General features: G+C 71.8%; 15 protein-coding genes. 2 read left to right on the top strand and 13 right to left on the bottom strand.

Annotation, left to right across the window (positions count from 1 at the left end):
* Window positions 1-14: 14 nt before the first annotated feature.
* The 12 genes from ACH5AC_RS10995 to hrcA form a co-directional block, all read right to left on the bottom strand.
* Complete coding sequence (locus ACH5AC_RS10995) at window positions 15-1,088, bottom strand: PhoH family protein (RefSeq protein WP_398861406.1); 1,074 nt, start codon at window positions 1,086-1,088, stop codon at window positions 15-17.
* Between the two features lie 135 nt (window positions 1,089-1,223).
* Complete coding sequence (locus ACH5AC_RS10990) at window positions 1,224-2,369, bottom strand: carbohydrate kinase family protein (protein WP_398861405.1); 1,146 nt, start codon at window positions 2,367-2,369, stop codon at window positions 1,224-1,226.
* 78 nt (window positions 2,370-2,447) lie between these two features.
* On the bottom strand, window positions 2,448-2,990 hold the full coding sequence (locus ACH5AC_RS10985) for an MOSC domain-containing protein (protein ID WP_398861404.1): 543 nt from the start codon (window positions 2,988-2,990) through the stop codon (window positions 2,448-2,450).
* Window positions 2,991-3,058: 68 nt separating this feature from the next.
* Window positions 3,059-4,351, bottom strand: coding sequence for a glucarate dehydratase family protein (locus tag ACH5AC_RS10980; protein WP_398861403.1), 1,293 nt, complete (start codon window positions 4,349-4,351; stop codon window positions 3,059-3,061).
* A gap of 405 nt (window positions 4,352-4,756) precedes the next feature.
* Entirely contained in the window at window positions 4,757-5,746 is a 990-nt protein-coding gene (locus ACH5AC_RS10975) for an adenosine deaminase (RefSeq protein WP_398861402.1), read from the bottom strand.
* A 20-nt stretch (window positions 5,747-5,766) separates the two neighbouring features.
* A complete protein-coding gene (locus tag ACH5AC_RS10970; protein WP_398861401.1) occupies window positions 5,767-6,708 on the bottom strand; it encodes a ribonuclease Z in 942 nt (313 codons plus the stop codon).
* A 5-nt stretch (window positions 6,709-6,713) separates the two neighbouring features.
* Window positions 6,714-7,067, bottom strand: a complete 354-nt coding sequence (locus ACH5AC_RS10965; protein ID WP_398861400.1) for a histidine triad nucleotide-binding protein — start codon at window positions 7,065-7,067, stop codon at window positions 6,714-6,716.
* A gap of 220 nt (window positions 7,068-7,287) precedes the next feature.
* Window positions 7,288-10,485 (bottom strand): S41 family peptidase, encoded by a 3,198-nt coding sequence (locus tag ACH5AC_RS10960; protein ID WP_398861399.1) that lies wholly within the window; start codon window positions 10,483-10,485, stop codon window positions 7,288-7,290.
* Window positions 10,486-10,571: 86 nt separating this feature from the next.
* Window positions 10,572-11,321 carry a 16S rRNA (uracil(1498)-N(3))-methyltransferase gene (locus tag ACH5AC_RS10955; protein ID WP_398861398.1) on the bottom strand — a complete coding sequence of 250 codons (750 nt, stop codon included), beginning with the start codon at window positions 11,319-11,321 and terminating at the stop codon, window positions 10,572-10,574.
* Complete coding sequence (locus ACH5AC_RS10950) at window positions 11,318-12,403, bottom strand: nitronate monooxygenase (protein WP_398861397.1); 1,086 nt, start codon at window positions 12,401-12,403, stop codon at window positions 11,318-11,320. Before ACH5AC_RS10950 ends, ACH5AC_RS10955 begins: the two co-directional genes overlap by 4 nt.
* 122 nt (window positions 12,404-12,525) lie before the next feature.
* Window positions 12,526-13,662 (bottom strand): molecular chaperone DnaJ, encoded by a 1,137-nt coding sequence (dnaJ, locus tag ACH5AC_RS10945; protein ID WP_398861396.1) that lies wholly within the window; start codon window positions 13,660-13,662, stop codon window positions 12,526-12,528.
* Entirely contained in the window at window positions 13,663-14,679 is a 1,017-nt protein-coding gene (hrcA, locus tag ACH5AC_RS10940) for a heat-inducible transcriptional repressor HrcA (RefSeq protein WP_398861395.1), read from the bottom strand.
* Between the two features lie 153 nt (window positions 14,680-14,832).
* On the opposite strand from hrcA, the gene ACH5AC_RS10935 reads away from it, so the two are divergent.
* Both ACH5AC_RS10935 and ACH5AC_RS10930 read left to right on the top strand, forming a co-directional pair.
* Window positions 14,833-15,555 (top strand): MBL fold metallo-hydrolase, encoded by a 723-nt coding sequence (locus tag ACH5AC_RS10935; protein WP_398861394.1) that lies wholly within the window; start codon window positions 14,833-14,835, stop codon window positions 15,553-15,555.
* Between the two features lie 34 nt (window positions 15,556-15,589).
* Entirely contained in the window at window positions 15,590-16,402 is an 813-nt protein-coding gene (locus ACH5AC_RS10930; protein WP_398861393.1) for a DUF3097 domain-containing protein, read from the top strand.
* Here ACH5AC_RS10930 and ACH5AC_RS10925 read toward each other — a convergent pair.
* Window positions 16,380-16,958 (bottom strand): Uma2 family endonuclease, encoded by a 579-nt coding sequence (locus tag ACH5AC_RS10925; protein ID WP_398861392.1) that lies wholly within the window; start codon window positions 16,956-16,958, stop codon window positions 16,380-16,382. The two genes, ACH5AC_RS10930 and ACH5AC_RS10925, sit on opposite strands and share 23 nt — an antisense overlap.
* Between the last annotated feature and the right edge of the window lie 72 nt (window positions 16,959-17,030).

Raw genomic sequence — 17,030 nt, 5'->3', positions numbered from 1 at the left:
GGTGCTGCTGGTCTCTACTTCCCCTTGTGCCCGGCCTTGCCCCGGCTCTGCCCCTTGTGCGCGCCGTTCTGGGTGCCGTGCTTGTCGTCGTACTGCTCGTACGCGTCGACGATACGGCCCACCAGCTTGTGCCGGACGACGTCATGCGACGACAGCCGCGAGAAGTGGACGTCCTCCACACCCTCCAGAATCTCCTGCACCTGCCGCAGACCACTCTTGGTCCCACCGGGCAGATCGACCTGCGTCACATCACCCGTGATCACGATCTTCGAGTCGAAGCCGAGGCGGGTGAGGAACATCTTCATCTGCTCGGGGCTGGTGTTCTGCGCCTCGTCGAGGATGATGAAGGCGTCATTGAGGGTGCGTCCCCGCATGTATGCCAGCGGCGCCACCTCGATCGTCCCCGCCGCCATCAGCCGCGGAATCGAGTCCGGGTCGATCATGTCGTGCAGGGCGTCGTACAGCGGTCGCAGGTACGGGTCGATCTTCTCGTAGAGCGTGCCGGGGAGGAAGCCGAGCCGCTCGCCCGCCTCCACCGCAGGGCGGGTGAGGATGATGCGGTTGACCTGCTTGGACTGGAGGGCCTGGACTGCCTTGGCCATGGCCAGGTAGGTCTTGCCGGTGCCGGCGGGGCCGATGCCGAAGACGATGGTGTGCTTGTCGATGGCGTCGACGTAGCGCTTCTGGTTGAGGGTCTTCGGGCGGATGGTGCGGCCGCGTGAGGACAGGATGTTCTGTGTCAGCACCTCGGCCGGGGTCTCCTGGCCGTCGCTCGTCCCTGCCTCGCTCGCCTTCAGCATGGCGATCGAGCGTTCCACTGCGTCCTCCGTCATCGGCTGCCCGGTGCGGAGCACCAGCATCATCTCGTCGAACACGCGCTGGATCAGGGCGACTTCCGCCGGGTCGCCGACCGCGCTGATCTCATTGCCCCGGACATGGATGTCGGCCGCCGGGAATGCCTTCTCGATCACGCGCAGGAGCGAGTCGCCGGATCCCAGCACGGTCACCATGGGGTGCTGGGCGGGAACGGTGATCTGGGCTCGTGCCGGTCCCTGCGCGGGTGTCTGAGCGGTGGGTGTCTGAGTCATAGGCCGGCCCGAAGGGCCTCTACGTCCTCCCGGATGCGTCTCGCCTGCCACGAGGGCGGCCTGGCGATTTCCAGGGTACGTCAGCACACCGACAACGCCGTAGGGCTTTTCCCCACGGTCGGCCGGCCCCGGTTCTCAGGCCGACCTGCGGAATCCGATGGTGGGCACCGCCCGTCGCAGCGGCCAGGGGCGGGCCTCGCGGGCCGGGATCAGGGAGTCCAGGAAGGCGTACCGGTGCAGGGCCTGGGGTTCCTGCCCCTCGACCGACTGGACGGTGCGCCACCAGGCGGCGATCTCCGGCCAGCCGGGGGCGGACAGGGAGCCGCCGAACTCCTGGACCGACAGGGCCGCCGTCAGCCCGGCGAAGGCCAGCCGGTCGGCGAGCGGCCAGCCGGCCAGGGTGCCGGTGACGAAGCCCGCGACGAAGACGTCACCGGCGCCGGTCGGGTCGAGTGCCTCCACGGCGATCGCGGGGACCTCGGCGGTCTCCCCCGTGCGCCGGTCGACCGCGTACGCACCCTCGGCGCCGAGGGTGACGACGGCGAGCGGTACGTGGTCGGTGAGGGCGTGGGCGGCCCGTCGCGGGCAGTCGGTGCGGGTGTAGCGCATGGCCTCCTCGGCGTTCGGCAGGAACGCCTCGCAGTACTTCAGGTCGGGCAGTCCCGCGAGGTCCCAGGCGCCGGTGTCGTCCCAGCCGACGTCCCCGAAGATCCTGGCTCCCTTGGCGACGGCCTGCCCGACCCAGGGTGCGCTGTCGCCGGGTGCGAGGGAGGCGATGGCGGCGCGGGCGCGGGGCGGGCAGTCAGGGGCCGGCTCCTCGGGGGGCGGCTCGTGGCCGTGGGAGACCATCGTGCGCTCGCCCTCGTACGCCATGGAGACGGTCACCGGCGAGTGCCAGCCGGGGACGGTCCGTGACGGGGCGAGGTCGATGCCCTCGCCCTGTTCCAGCGCGTCCCAGCAGTAGTCCCCGTAGTGGTCGTCGCCGAAGGCCGCGGCGAGGGAGGTGCGCAGGCCGAGGCGGGCCAGGGCGGTCGCCATGTTGGCGACCCCGCCGGGGCTGGAGCCCATGCCGCGCGCCCAGGACTCGGTGCCGCGCACGGGGGCCGAGTCGAGTCCGGTGAAGATGATGTCCAGGAAGACCGTGCCGGTGAGGTACACGTCCCAGGGCGGATCATTGGGCCCGCGCACGGTGGCGAGGGGGTCGAGCGGGGCGGGGCCCGAGGGGCCGGCGGGGCCCCGGCGGGGTCGGTTCTCTCCGGTGGACGCGGTGGACGCGGTCACGGCAGTGCTCCCTGAGGTGGTGCTGATCTGGCCAGTGTGCACCAGATCACCCCGCGGCAGGGACCGGTCCCGGAGGATTCAGACGCGCTCCAGCGGCCGGTGCGGCCCGTCCGGGAGCTCCACCTTGATCGAGTCGCCGGGGCGCACCACGCCGCCGGCCGTCACCACGCTCATGATCCCGGCCTTGCGGACGAGGTTCCCGGCGTCGTCGCGGCCGACGACCTGCTTGAGCAGCCCGTCCTGGAAGTCGTCGATCTGGCGGCACGGGTTGCGCAGGCCGGTCACCTCCAGGACCGCGTCGTCGCCGATGCGCAGCACCGTGCCGGTCGGCAGGCCGAGCAGGTCGATGCCGCGCGTGGTGATGTTCTCCCCGAGGTCGCCGGGCGCCACCCGGAATCCGGCCCGGGCGAGTTCGGTGAAGAGTTCCTCGTGGATGAGGTGGACCTGGCGCAGGTTGGGCTGGGTGGGGTCCTGGGCGATGCGGGAGCGGTGTCTGACCGTGACTCCGGCGTGGATGTCTCCCTCGACGCCGAGTCCGGCGAGCAGGGTGACGCTGTCCCGGTTCGGTTTGGTGAACGAGTACGCGCCGTTGCTGCTGACCGCCGTGACTGTTCCGCTCATGCCGGGAGCCCCCTCTTCCGTAGCGATGATCTTGTCAGGAGCCTATCCTCCGGTCCTGTCGGCCGGGCCTACCAGCGCGGCACCGACGGCGTCACCCACTGCGGGTGGGCCACCCGCATCGCCGCCGCGTCGTCCCGGTCGCGGGTCCCGTCGTCGGCGAGCCACCGCCGGTGCAGGGCGTCCAGCCGGTCGCGGTCGAGTTCGACGCCGAGGCCGGGCCGGTCGGAGACGGTCACCCGGCCGCCCTCGAAGGTGAGCCGTTCGGTGAGGACGTCCTCCGACTGCCAGGGGTAGTGGGAGTCGCAGGCGTGGTGGAGGTTCGGCACGGTCGACGCCACCTGGGTCATCGCGGCGAGTGAGATCCCCAGGTGGGTGTTGGAGTGCATCGACACCCCGACCCCGAACGTCCGGCAGATCGCGGCGAGTTGCTGGGTGTTGCGCAGACCGCCCCAGTAGTGGTGGTCGGAGAGCACGACCTGTACGGCCCCGCGCGTGAACGCCTCCGGGATCTCCGCGAACGTCGTCACGCACATGTTGGTGGCGAGCGGCACCTCGGTCCCGGCGGCCACCTCCGCCATGGCCGGCGTGCCGAGCGCGGGGTCCTCCAAGTACTCCAGGACGTCCCCGAGTTCCTTGGCGACCTTGAGCGAGGTCTCCACCGACCAGGCGCCGTTGGGGTCGAGCCGCAGGGGGTGCCCGGGGAACGCCTCGGCCAGTGCCCGTACGGCGGCGATCTCCTCGTCGGGCGGGAACACCCCGCCCTTCAGCTTGAACGAGGTGAAGCCGTACCGCTCCTTGAACTTCCTTGCCTGCGCGACGACTCCGGCGGGATCCAGGGCGGCACCCCAGTCGTCCGTCTCGGCCGCGACGCCCTCGGGATGACCGGCCCACTTGTAGAAGAGGTACGCGCTGTACTCCACGGCGTCGCGCACCTTGCCGCCGAGCAGCGCGTGCACGGGCAGGCCGAGCGCCTTGCCGAGGGCGTCGAGACAGGCGACCTCGAAGGCGGAGACGACGGACAGCCGCAGCTTGTCGGCGGTCTGCACCCCGCGCAGCCCGCCGACATCGACGGCGTCCGTGACCCGCGCCCCGTCGACGGCGACGTCGTCGGCGAGCGAGAAGAGCCTGTTCACGTCCGTGACTTGGCGTCCTGTCAGCTGTTCGGCGAACGGCCGGGCCGGCTCCAGGTACTTCGTGTCCCCGTACGTCTCCCCGATCCCCGTGATCCCGCCGGCGGTCACCACCTCCACGATCAGCCGGGGCGTGTACGGCTGATGCACGCCCTGGGTGTTCAGCAGCGGTGGATCGGCGACCAGGATCGGCGTGAGCCGCACTTCGCTGATGGTCAGGTCACGGGTCACGCGGCTCCATCTCCCTATGTAGACGTCATCCACATACGAGTACGGAGCCTAGACCCACCTCAGGGGCGCGGGGAACTGTGCTGGGCGCGCCGGTACGCACGCGAGGCTGCCAGATGGTGTCGTCGTCGCCGTTTCTGCTGTCGCCGTTGTCCTGCCAGACGTAGGCCCGCGAGGTCGCGGTGTCGAAGGCGATGTCTGCGGCGTTGTCGGCCGGATGGGCAGTTCGGTGCTGGCGGTGACGGGGAACGCGTCGGTGGCGGACCTGGTGTCGACGCGGTGCGCGGTCGACGCGGGCACGGCGGCCGGCCTGGACGGTCCGTTCACTCCCTCACGGCATGAACCGCCGCGTCGTCGACATCCCGGCGGACCGCGTCCACCGGTCCTGACTGATGAGAAGGTGCCTGATCAGAACCTGTAGGCGTCGACCTCGGCGAGATACCGCGCCCGCCGCTCCTCGTCGTCCTCCAGGAAGGAGGCGAGGAAGGAGTTGCGGGCCAGCTCCCGCAGGCGCTCCTCACTCAGGCCCAAGGTCTGTCGTACGGCGTCGAAGGTGTCGCCGACATAGCCGCCGAAGTAGGCGGGGTCGTCGGAGTTGACCGTGCACCGCAGCCCCGCGTCGAGCATCGCGGGCAGCGGGTGCCCGGCGAGGTCGGGCACGGCCCGCAACCGGACGTTGGACAGCGGGCACAGCGTCAGCGGGACGCGCTCGCGCACCAGCCGCGCCACGAGGGCCGGGTCCTCCATGCAGCGCAGCCCGTGGTCGACCCGCTCGACGCCGAGGACGTCCAGGGCCTCGGTGATGTACTCCGGCGGCCCCTCCTCCCCGGCGTGCGCGACGCGCCGCAGCCCCAGCGCGGCGGCGGCCTCGTACACCTCGCGGAACTTCGCCGGCGGATGCCCCACCTCGGCCGAGTCGAGCCCGACACCGGTGATCCGGTCGAGGTACGGCTCGGCGGCCCGCAGCGTGGCGAGCGCCGACTCGGCGGAGTCGTCCCGCAGGAAGCACATGATGAGCCGGGTCGAGACCCCGTGCCGGGCCTCACTGCCGCGCAGCGACCGCCACAGCCCCTCGACGACCGTGCCGATGGCCACACCGCGCTTGGTGTGGGCCTGCGGGTCGAAGAAGATCTCCGCATGCCGCACGCCCTGCGCGGCGGCGCGGGCCAGATAGGCGTCGGCGAGGTCCGCGAAGTCCTGCTCGGTGCGGAGCACCGCCATCAGCTCGTAGTACAGGTCCAGGAAGGACTGCAGATCGTCGAAGGCGTAGGCGCGGCGGAGCTCGTCCGTGTCGGCGTACGGCAGTGTCACCCCGTTGCGCGCGGCCAGCTCGAACGCCAGCTCGGGCTCCAGGGTGCCTTCGACATGGAGGTGCAGTTCAGCTTTGGGGAGGGGCATCAACGCATCGTACGGTGGTTTCACCTGCGCTTCGGGACCGGCACTCGCAGCAGATCGTGCGCCACGGTCAGCTCCCCCTCGAACCCGGCGGCCCGCGCCTGCCGTTCGAACTCTCCCCCACTCTCGGCTTCGCTCGAGCGGGAGGTGCCCCCATGGTCGCCGTAACGCTGGCTGAAGTGGGTGAGGACGAGATGCCGTACGCCGGCGTCGCGGGCCGCGGCGGCGGCCTGACCGGCGGTCAGATGACCGTGCTCGACGGCGAGGTCGACGTCCTCGTCGAGGAAGGTGGACTCGATGACGAGCAGGTCGCAGCCCTCGGCGAGCGCGTGCACCCCGTCGCACAGCCGGGTGTCCATGACGAACCCGAACCGCTGTCCGGGCCGTGTCTCGCTGACCGCCGCCAGGGGGACGCCGTTCAGCGAGCCCTCACGCTGGATACGGCCGACGTCCGGCCCTTTGATGCCGTGCGCGGCGAGCCGCTCCGGCAACATGCGCAGGCCGTCGGCCTCGACCAGGCGATAGCCGTACGACTCCACGGGGTGGGACAGCCGCCGGGCTTCCAGGGTGTACGACGGTGTGGTGGCGATCGGCCCGTCCTGAGCCACCGGCGCCTCGGTGATGCCGACGGTCTCCCGGTAGGCGGTGGCGTACCGCAGCCGGTCGAAGAAGCGCTGGCCGGAGCGCGGGTAGTGGGCGGTGACCGGGTGCGGGACCCGGTCGAGGTTGATCCGCTGGATGACGCCGGCGAGGCCGAGGCTGTGGTCGCCGTGGAAGTGCGTGACGCAGAGCCGGTTCAGGTCGTGGGCGGCCACCCCGGCGCGCACCATCTGGCGCTGGGTGCCGTCGCCGGGGTCGAACAGGATGCCCTCGCCGTCCCACCTCAGCAGATAGCCGTTGTGGTTGCGGTGGCGGGTCGGGACCTGGCTGGCGGTGCCGAGGACGACCAGTTCACGTACGGACACGGCGGTTATCCGGGGGGCCAGTTCAGGCCACGGCCACCGAGGACGTGCGCGTGGGCGTGCCAGACGGTCTGGCCGGCGCCGGTGCCGGTGTTGAAGACGATGCGGTAGCTCTCCAGCTTCTCCTCGTCGGCCACGGCCTGGGTTTCGCGCAGGACATCGGCGGCGAGCTCCGGTGCGGCGGCCGCGAGTGCGGCGGCGTCCCGGTGGTGCGCCTTCGGGATCACCAGCACGTGAGTGGGCGCCTGCGGGTTGATGTCCCGGAAGGCGACGGTCGTCTCGGTCTCCCGCACGATCGTCGCGGGGATGCGCCCCGTGGCAATCTTGCAGAACAGGCAGTCGTCCTGCGGCTCCCCTGCCATACGTGTTCCCTCCGGGTGGTCAAGCGGATAAAGGGCATCGTATCGTCGCCGACTGCGGGTGATCGCGGGTTGCTCGCGCAGTTCCCCGCGCCCCTAGGTACGTCACCCCCAGCTACCTAGCTGCGGGCAGTCGTGCCGCTGGGGCGGCACGGGTGGGCGCAGCGGCACCCCGCCAGCGCGGGCGAGCGACACCCACCCCGAGCCCAGCCCCCGCCGACGGTCACGGCAGAGCGGGCGGTACCTTCGCAGGCCGCTCGTCCAGCGCCGCCAGCGCCAGCCGGATCGCCTCGTCGAGCTGCGCATCCGCCCCCGCCACATAGTCCTGCGGCCGCTGCACCACCTCCACGTCGGGATCCACCCCGTGGTTCTCGACCCCCCACCCGTAACCCTCCAGCCAGATCGGATACTTCGGCTGGGTCACCAGCGTCCCGTCCACCAGCCGGTACCGGCTGTCGATCCCCACCGTCCCGCCCCACGTCCGCGTGCCCACCACCGGCCCGATCCCCAGCGCCTTGATCGCCGCGTTGACGATGTCCCCGTCCGACCCGGAGAACTCGTTGGCGACGGCGACGACAGGCCCCCGAGGCGCATCCTCGGGATAGCTGAACGGCCGCATCCCCCGCGGCACGTCCCACCCGATGATCCGCCGCGCCAGCTTCTCGATGACGAGCTGCGAGGTGTGACCACCCCGGTTCTCCCGCACATCGACGACCAGCCCCTCCCGGGCCACCTCCACCCGCAGGTCCCGATGGATCTGCGCCCACCCGAACGCCTGCATGTCCGGCACGTGCAGATAGCCCAGCCGGCCCCCCGACCGCTCGTGCACATACGCCCGCCGGTCCGCGACCCACGCGTGGTACCGCAGCGCCTCCTCGTCCGCGAGCGGCACCACCACCGCGTGCCGGGGCTCACCCCCGCCGGCCGGGAGCACGGTCAGCTCGACCGCCTTCCCCGCCGTGCCGACGAGCAGCGGTCCGGGCCCGGCCACGGGATCGACCGCCCGCCCCGCCACGGCGACGACGGCGTCGCCCACCCGCACGGCGACCCCGGGCGCGGTGAGCGGCGACCGCGCCTCGGGATCGGACGTCTCCGAGGGCAGGATCCGGTCGATGCGCCAACTGCCGTCCTCGTGACGGGAGATGTCCGCACCGAGCAGCCCCTGCCGCGGCCCGCCCCCGTATCCGCCGTTCGGGATGACGTAGGCGTGCGAGGTGCCCAGCTCCCCGTGCACCTCCCACAGCAGGTCGACCAGGTCGTGATGGGTGGCCACCCGCTCCAGCACCGGCCGGTACCGGTCGAGGACCCCGTCCCAGTCGACACCGCCGAAGTCGGCACGCCAGAAGTTGTCCCGCATGATGCGGCCGTTCTCGTCGAACATCTGCCGCCACTCGGCGGCCGGGTCGAGCGTCTGGCGGATCCGCCCGAGGTCGACGGTGATGTTCGAGTCGCTGTCCTCGTCGCCCGAGGCCCGCCGGTCGCTCGGCACGACCTTCAGCTTGCCGTCGGTCCACAGCAGCAGCCGCTTGCCGTCGCCGCTGACCTCGAAGCCGTCGGCGTCGCCGGCGAGGTGCTCGATGCGCTGCTGGACGAGGTCGTAGCGCTCCAGCTCGGTGTCCGGACCGGGATCGTCGGGTGTCGCCCGGGAGGCACCCAGCACACCGGACACCGGGTGCCGCAGCCACAGCACCCCGTCCTTGGCGGCGCGCAGCCCGGAGTAACGGCCGGCCTCCACCGGGAACGGCACTATCCGCTCCGCGAGGCCCTCCAGGTCGATCCGTGTCGCCGGCGCGCCCTCGCTGTCCGGTGTCTCGTCCTTGTCGGGCGCGTCGAAGGGCCGGCCGTGCCGCTGCGGTCCGAACGGCGACGGCGTGGTCGCGGCCAGCGTGATCAGGTACGGGCGCGCGGCGACGACGAAGGACAGGTCGAAGGCGTGCTGGTCGTACACCGGGTCGAAGGACCGGCTCGACAGGAACGCGAGGTGCTTGCCGTCGAGGGTGAAGGCGGGCGCGTAGTCCCGGAAGCGCAGCGGGGTCGCCTCGGTGACCGACAGGTCGGTGGTGTTGGCGAGCTTGAGCTGGCTGAGCGGGCGCGGCCCGGGGTGCGACCAGGCGAGCCACGCCGAGTCGGGCGAGAAGACCAGGTCGCAGACGTCGCCGTCCTCGCTCCGGTCGACCTCGCGGATCTCGCCGCTCTCCCGCTCCACGATCAGCAGCCGCCCGTCGTGCGCGGCGACGGCGGCCCGGCTGCCGTCGGGCGCCATGGCCAGCTCCAGCACCCGGCCGAGCCGTCCGGCGCCCAGCCGGCGCGGGGTGGCGCCGGGGGCGAGGCCGGTGGCCGGGGCGAACTCCAGGGCGTCCTCGCCCTCCGCGTCCGTCACCCACACCGCCCACTCCTCGCCCTCGGCGCGGAAGGTGCGCGGCAGCCGGGCCCGTACGCCCGGCTCGGCGGAGAGCGCACGGGCCGGGCCCGAGCGGTGGGTGACCCAGTGCACGGCACCGCGCACCTCGACGGCGCTGCCGCGCGCGGTGTGGTCGGGGGCGGCGCCGCCCAGCCATCGCGCGGCGGTCAGCTGCCGGGGACGCCGGTCGACGCGCTGACCGCCGAGCCGGATGTCGAGCCGGCGCGGCTCGGCACCGTCCAGATCGTCGAGGATCCACAGCTCACCGGCGCAGGCGTAGACGACGCGACGGCCGTCACCGGCCGCGTGCCGGGCGTAGAAGCCGTCGAGCGGGGTGTGCCGGCGCAGATCGGAGCCGTCGGCGAGGGAGGAGTACAGCGCGCCGGTGCCCTCGTGGTCGGAGAGGAAGGCGATCCGCTCCCCCACCCACACCGGGCACTCCAGGTTCCCGTCCAGCTCCGCGTGCAGCCGTACGAACTCGTTCTCCCCCTCCAGGTCGATCCACAGCTTCCCCGCCGTACCGCCCCGGTAGCGCTTCCAGTGCGCGGCCTCCCGGCTGACGGCGGACTGGAGCACGGTGTGCGGGCCGTACGCGATGTCGCCGACCGGCCCGTACGGCAGGGTGGTGGCCGGTCCGCCGTCCAGCGGGACCGCGCGGGCCCAACTGCGGCGCAGGGTGGCCTGGTCGTGGGTGCTCAGCGCGACGACCTCGCCGTCGGGGGTCCAGCCGCGTACCCGGGTGTACCAACTCCCCCAGTACGTCAGCCGGGTCGAGGGCCCGCCGTCGACCGGGGCGATGTGCACCTCGGGCCCGCCGTCACGCGTGGACGCCCAGGCGACGGTCGTACCGTCGGGGGAGATGCGGGGGCTGGAGACGGGGACGTTGTCGGCACTGACCCGCCACGCCCGGCCACCGTCGACGGGGGCGAGCCACACGTCGTCCTCGGCCGTGAAGGTCACCAAGTCGCCGTGCGGATGCGGGAATCGAAGATATGCGGCGGTCGTCGAGGACTGTGTCACCCGGTCACCCTATGCACCCGTACCCCCTTCGGACAGGGGTTTCGATCACTTCCCGGGGCCGCTCACCGACTCGCGGAGCGACAGCCTCAGGACCAGCGTCCGCTGCGCCCCAGCAGCAGGGCCGCGGCCGCCGTGCCGGCGGTGGAGGTACGCAGGACACTGGGCCCCAGCCGGTACGGGCGGGCGCCCGCTGCGGCGAATGCCGCCAACTCCTCGGGCGACACGCCTCCTTCGGGTCCGACGACCAGCACGATGTCGCCGTCGGTGGGGAGTTCGGCGGTGGCGAGCGGCTCCTCTCCGCTCTCGTGGAGTACGGCCGCGAAGTCGGCGTCGGCGAGAAGTGCCGCGACCTGCTTGGTGGTCGCCGCGTCCGCGACCTCCGGGAAGCGCACCCGGCGGGACTGCTTGCCCGCCTCACGGGCCGTCGCCCGCCACTTGCCGAGGGCCTTGACCCCCCGGTCGCCCTTCCACTGGGTGATGCAGCGCGACGCCGCCCACGGCACGATCGCGTCGACGCCGACCTCGGTCATCGTCTCCACGGCCAGCTCGCCGCGGTCGCCCTTGGGCAGGGCCTGTACGACGGTGATCCGGGGCCGCGCGACAGGCTCCTCGTGGACGCTGTCGAGCCCGGTGACGACCAGCCGGTCCTTGCCCTCGGCGGCCTTGACGACGCCCTCCGCCCAGCGGCCCCGCCCATCGGTGAGGACGACGTCCTCACCGGGCTTGAGCCGCTTCACGGACACGGCGTGCCGCCCCTCGGGGCCGTCGAGGACGTACTCCCCGCCGGAGAGGTCATGAGGGCCGAGGGACTCGACCACGAAAACAGGTGCCGTCATCGGCCCTCCTCCTGCGACAACTCCTGCGACAACGCTGTCCGGGCCGCGCGCAGTTCGGCCGCGAGCACCTCCACGAGCCGCCCGGCGGGCAGATCGCGGGCCATCCGGTGACCCTGGCCCGCCCACAGTGCCATGCCCTGCGCGTCGCCCGCCTTGGCGGCCGCCTTGCGCAGCGGGGCGGTGAGGTGGTGGACGTCGGGGTAGGCGGCGGGCGCGTACGGGCCGTGCTCGCGCAGGAACCGGTTGACCAGGCCGCGCGCCGGGCGCCCGGAGAAGGCCCGGGTCAGCTCGGTGCGCACGAAGAGGGGGTTGGTCAGCGCCTGCTTGTGCACGGGGTGGGCGCCGGACTCGGGGGTGGCCAGGAACGCGGTGCCCAGCTGGGCCGCGCTCGCACCGGCGGCGAGGACGGCGGCGATCTGGCTGCCGCGCATGATGCCGCCGGCGGCGACGAGGGGGATGCCTACGGTCTCGCGGACCTGGGCGAGCAGGGAGAGCAGCCCGATGCCGGCGCAGTCGTTCTCGGGGTTGTCGCGGTGGGTGCCCTGGTGGCCGCCGGCCTCCCCGCCCTGCACGATCACCGCATCGGCACCGGACCGCTCCACGGCGCGGGCCTCCTCGGCGGTGGTGGCGGTGACCAGGGTGAACGTGCCGGCCCGGTGCAGGGAGTCGATGACGTCCCGGCTCGGCACGCCGAAGTGGAAGGAGACCACCGGTACCGGGTTGTCGAGCAGCACGGCGAGCTTGGCGTCGTAGCCGTCGTCCCGCCCGCTGTCCGGGTCGCCCAGCTCGGTCTCGTACCAGCCGGCCTCACCGGCGAGCTGGTGGGCGTAGACCTCGACGGCACCGGACTCCGCATACTCCGGCTGCGGCATGAAGACGTTGACTCCGAAGGGGCGTCCGGTCAGGCTCCGCAGCTGCTTGATCTCCTGGTACATCCCGTCGGCGGTCTTGTACCCGGCGGCCAGGAATCCGAGCCCGCCCGCCTCACTGACGGCGGCGGCGAGCGGAGGCAGGGAGACACCGCCCGCCATGGGGGCCTGCACGATCGGCAGGGGGAACAGATCGGTCAGTGCGGAGGACATGACCGCATGTTGTCACGTCCCCCGCACGGCACCGAACCCGGGCTTCCATTGGCATAGACCGGTGACACAGCCCGATGGCACGGACCGCCTGGCCCGTGGAACGCGTCCACACCAGCTCCGCGTCAGCGCCCGTTGAACGCGTCCTTCAACCGAGAGAAGAGCCCCTGCTGTCCAGGCTGGAACTGCCCCTGCGGCCGTTCCTCGCCGCGTAGCTTCGCCAGCTCTCGCAGGAGGCGCTCCTGTTCGGGGTCGAGCTTGGTGGGAGTCTGGACCTCGACGTGGACGATGAGGTCGCCGCGTCCGCCGCCCCGCAGATGGGTGACACCGCGGCCGTGCAGCGGGATCGACTGGCCGGACTGGGTGCCGGGCCGGATGTCGACCTCCTCCATGCCGTCCAGGGTCTCCAGCGGCACCTTGGTGCCGAGGGCGGCCGCGGTCATCGGGATGGTCACGGTGCAGTGCAGATCGTCGCCGCGCCGCTGGAAGGTCGGGTGGGGCAGCTCATGGATCTCGACGTACAGGTCACCGGCGGGACCACCACCGGGCCCGACCTCGCCCTCGCCGGCCAACTGGATCCGCGTGCCGTTGTCGACACCCGCCGGGATCTTGACCGTGAGGGTACGACGGGACCGTACGCGCCCGTCACCCGCGCACTCCGGGCACGGCGTCGGGACGACGGTGCCGAAGCCCTGGCACTGCGGGCAGGGCCGCGACGTCATGACCTGTCCCAGGAAGGACCGGGTCACCTGCGACACCTCACCGCGGCCGCGGCACATGTCGCACGTCTGCGCGGACGTCCCCGGCGCCGCGCCCTCACCGCTGCAGGTGGAGCAGACGATCGCCGTGTCGACCTGGATGTCCTTGGTCGTGCCGAAGGCGGCCTCGTCGAGGTCGACCTCCAGCCGGATCATCGCGTCCTGGCCCCGCCGCGTCCGCGACCTCGGCCCCCGCTGGGACGCCGTACCGAAGAACGCGTCCATGATGTCGGAGAAGTTGCCGAAGCCACCGGCGCCGAAGCCGCCCGCGCCACCGCCGCCCGACTGCGAGAGCGGGTCGCCGCCGAGGTCGTAGACCTGCTTCTTCTGCGGGTCCGACAGCACCTCGTAGGCGGCGTTGATCTCCTTGAACCGCTCCTGGGTCTTCGGATCTGGGTTGACGTCCGGGTGCAGCTCGCGTGCGAGCCGCCGGAACGCCTTCTTGATCTCATCCTGCGACGCGTCGCGGCGCACGCCGAGAACGGCGTAGTAGTCCGTGGCCACTTACGACTCCGCCAGGATCTGTCCGACGTACCGTGCCACTGCGCGTACCGCTCCCATCGTTCCCGGGTAGTCCATGCGGGTCGGTCCGACCACGCCGAGCTTGGCGACTGCCTCGCCGCCCGAACCGTAGCCGACCGACACCACCGACGTGGAGTTGAGTCCCTCGTAGGCGTTCTCGTGCCCGATGCGCACGGTCATGCCCGAATCTCCCGCCTCGCCCAGGAGCTTGAGGAGCACGACGTGCTCCTCCAGTGCCTCCAGGACGGGCCGGATGGTGAGGGGAAAGTCATGTCCGAAGCGGGTCAGATTGGCGGTGCCGCCGATCATCAGCCGCTCTTCGTTCTCCTCGACGAGCGTCTCCAGCAGTGTGGAGAGCACCGACGAGACAGTGCCGCGGTCCTCGGCCTCGAAGGCGTCCGGCAGGTCCTCCACGAGACGCGGCACGTCCGTGAAGCGGCGGCCGGCGACCCGGCTGTTCAGCCGCGCCCGCAGATCCGCCAGCGAGGTCTCGCCGAACGGTGCCGGGCAGTCGACCATGCGCTGCTCGACCCGGCCGGTGTCGGTGATGAGGACCAGCATCAGCCGCGCCGGCGCCAGCGACAGCAGTTCCACGTGCCGCACCGTGGAGCGGCTCAGCGACGGGTACTGCACGACGGCGACCTGCCGCGTCAGCTGCGCGAGCAGCCGCACGGTCCGCGCCACCACGTCGTCGAGGTCGACGGCGCCGTCGAGGAAGTTCTGGATCGCCCGCCGCTCCGGTGCCGTCATCGGTTTGACACCGGCCAGCTTGTCGACGAACAGCCGGTAGCCCTTGTCGGTCGGGATCCGCCCGGCGCTGGTGTGCGGTTGGGCGATGTATCCCTCGTCCTCCAGGGCCGCCATGTCGTTGCGGACCGTGGCGGGGGAGACGCCGAGGTTGTGCCGCTCGGTGAGCGCCTTCGAACCCACCGGCTCCTCGGTGCCGACATAGTCCTGGACGATGGCACGCAGCACCTGGAGCCTTCGTTCGCTCAGCATCGCGCGCACACCTCCAGCGGTCGGTCCCTTGACGTTTCGCCTGGCACTCTTCGCGTGCGAGTGCCAGCGTTCCCCGGCCCAGTGTACGGCGGTGGGGTGCGCACTGGGCAAGGTCGGTCCCGCGGTACGGGTTCGTACAGCTAGCGTCCCGGTATGACAGTGACTTGGGAAGAGCTGGGGTGGGAACGTCTCGCGGCCGGGGTGGGCCGGTGCCGGCTGCCGGGCTGGGACTGTACGGCGGGGCTGGTCGTCGGGGTGGGCGCGGCGCTGCTGATCGACCCGGGGTCGAGCCTGGCGGAGGGGGTGCGGCTGCGGTACGAGGCGGAGGAGCTCACCGGTCACCGTGTGACCCATCTCGCCCTCACCCACCCCCACTTCGACCATGTCCTCGGGGCGGCGGCGTTCGCGGGCGCCGAGGTCTTCGGGGCGGTCGGCCTGGACACGCTGCTGGCGCACGGGGCGGAGGAGCTGCGCTCCGACGCCGTACGCCAGGGCCTCGACGCGGCCCTGGCGGAGGAGGCCGCCGACGCCCTGGTCCGACCCCACCATCTGGTCTCCGGCGAGTGGACGCTCGACCTGGGCGGCGACCGCCAGGTCCTGCTGGCGAACGTGGGCCCGGGCCACACGGCTCACGACCTGGCGATCCTCGTGCCCGGCGATCGGGAGGTCGTCTTCTGCGGCGACCTGGTCGAGGAGTCCGGCGAACCGCAGGCGGGCCCCGACGCCATGCCCGCCCAGTGGCCGGCCGCGCTGGACCGGCTCCTGAAGCTCGGCGGCGAGGACGCGCTGTACGTGCCCGGTCACGGAGCGGTGGTCGACGCGGCGTTCGTACGGCGGCAGCGGGACGAGCTGGCGGCGCGTTTCGGCGTGTCGTAGGTCAGGGCCGACGCCTTCTCCTATCGTCATCCGAATGCGCCAGTACTCCCCCGACCTGACCCCGCCCTGGAAGAAGCCCAAGCCGGTCCCCGAGGTCCCGGCGGAGCCCGGCCTGGTGGTGGAGGAGCCCGGCACCGGCTTCTGCGGCGCGGTGATCCGCTGCGAGGCGGGCACGGTGACGCTGGAGGACCGCTTCGGCAAGCACCGGGTGTTCCCGCTGGAGCCGCGGGGGTTCCTGCTGGAGGGCCGCGTGGTCACGCTGGTGAAGCCCGCGAGCGGTCCCGTACGTCCCACCCGCACCGCCTCCGGCTCGGTGGCCGTCCCCGGCGCCCGCGCCCGCGTGGCCCGCGCCGGCCGCATCTACGTCGAGGGCCGGCACGACGCCGAGCTGGTCGAGAAGGTCTGGGGCGACGACCTGCGCATCGAGGGCGTGGTCGTGGAGTACCTGGAGGGCGTGGACGACCTGCCGTCGATCGTGGCCGACTTCGCGCCCGGCCCGGACGCGCGGCTGGGTGTGCTCGTGGACCACCTGGTCCCCGGCACGAAGGAGTGGCGCATCGCCCAGTCGGTGACCAGCGACCACGCCCTGGTGGTCGGCCACCCGTACATCGACATCTGGGAGGCGGTGAAGCCGTCGGCCCTGGGGATCGCCGAATGGCCTCGGGTCCCGCACGGCCAGGACTGGAAGACGGGGGTGTGCCGGGCGCTGGGGTGGCCGTCGGAGAACACGGGCGCGGTGTGGCAGGCGATCCTGAAGCGGGTGGAGTCCTACAGGGACCTGGAGCCGGAGCTGCTGGGGCGGGTGGAGGAGCTGATCGACTTCGTCACGGATAGCGGTGGGGCCTGACGCCGGGAAATGTTCCAAACTCGCTGGTGTCCAGCTCAACGCCCAGCACGTCCAGCGGCAGCGGCTCGCCGAACTTTGCGATGTGCTGCGTCCGGTAGTCGGCGTCCTCGCCCTTCCCCGCTGGCCTCGTCAACAGGACGCACTGCGCCATGATCGGATCGACGATGAGATAGGCAGGCACGTTGCCTGCGGCGTAGATCGAACGCTTGACGCCGTAGTCCCGGTGGACGCTGGTCTTGGAGACGACCTCGACGACCATCGTGATCAGTGAGCACGGCAGCAGACGGCCCGAGGCAGGCAAGACCTCCGGGGCTACCACCACGAGGTCCGGGACGGGCTCGCTGGCCTCGTCGACGACGTCGACGTCCTGGGTCTGGATACGAACCCAGTGCCTGCGCGGAATCTGGTCCTGAACAGCGGCGACGATCAAGTTGTGCACCAGATCAGGGCTCGCCATCATCACGATTTCCCCCCGCAGAAGCTCGGTCTTGAGTCCGTCGGGCGGCTCAAAACCCTCGAAGAACTCTGCGACTCCACGTTCGTCCACAGCGGTCATCTCCGTGGCCTCCACATTCGCCGCGCACTTTTGGCGGCAGCCTACGAACCAGGTTAGGGACCGAACCGGCGT

The sequence above is a fragment of the Streptomyces sp. NPDC018693 genome, from assembly GCF_044391385.1.
In the GTDB taxonomy this organism is placed as follows: domain Bacteria; phylum Actinomycetota; class Actinomycetes; order Streptomycetales; family Streptomycetaceae; genus Streptomyces.
Note: the sequence above shows the minus strand (reverse complement) of the source record. Positions and strands in the feature narration are given on the sequence as shown.

What these genes read in the sequence shown, in the direction of transcription:
- ACH5AC_RS10930 (WP_398861393.1), top strand. Translation starts at nt 15,590, where the DNA reads ATGCGCCAGTACTCCCCCGACCTGACCCCGCCCTGGAAGAAGCCCAAG.
- hrcA (WP_398861395.1), bottom strand. Translation starts at nt 14,679, where the DNA reads ATGCTGAGCGAACGAAGGCTCCAGGTGCTGCGTGCCATCGTCCAGGAC.
- ACH5AC_RS10935 (WP_398861394.1), top strand. Translation starts at nt 14,833, where the DNA reads ATGACAGTGACTTGGGAAGAGCTGGGGTGGGAACGTCTCGCGGCCGGG.
- ACH5AC_RS10965 (WP_398861400.1), bottom strand. Translation starts at nt 7,067, where the DNA reads ATGGCAGGGGAGCCGCAGGACGACTGCCTGTTCTGCAAGATTGCCACG.
- ACH5AC_RS10985 (WP_398861404.1), bottom strand. Translation starts at nt 2,990, where the DNA reads ATGAGCGGAACAGTCACGGCGGTCAGCAGCAACGGCGCGTACTCGTTC.
- ACH5AC_RS10950 (WP_398861397.1), bottom strand. Translation starts at nt 12,403, where the DNA reads ATGTCCTCCGCACTGACCGATCTGTTCCCCCTGCCGATCGTGCAGGCC.
- ACH5AC_RS10925 (WP_398861392.1), bottom strand. Translation starts at nt 16,958, where the DNA reads ATGACCGCTGTGGACGAACGTGGAGTCGCAGAGTTCTTCGAGGGTTTT.
- ACH5AC_RS10955 (WP_398861398.1), bottom strand. Translation starts at nt 11,321, where the DNA reads ATGACGGCACCTGTTTTCGTGGTCGAGTCCCTCGGCCCTCATGACCTC.
- ACH5AC_RS10995 (WP_398861406.1), bottom strand. Translation starts at nt 1,088, where the DNA reads ATGACTCAGACACCCACCGCTCAGACACCCGCGCAGGGACCGGCACGA.
- ACH5AC_RS10975 (WP_398861402.1), bottom strand. Translation starts at nt 5,746, where the DNA reads ATGCCCCTCCCCAAAGCTGAACTGCACCTCCATGTCGAAGGCACCCTG.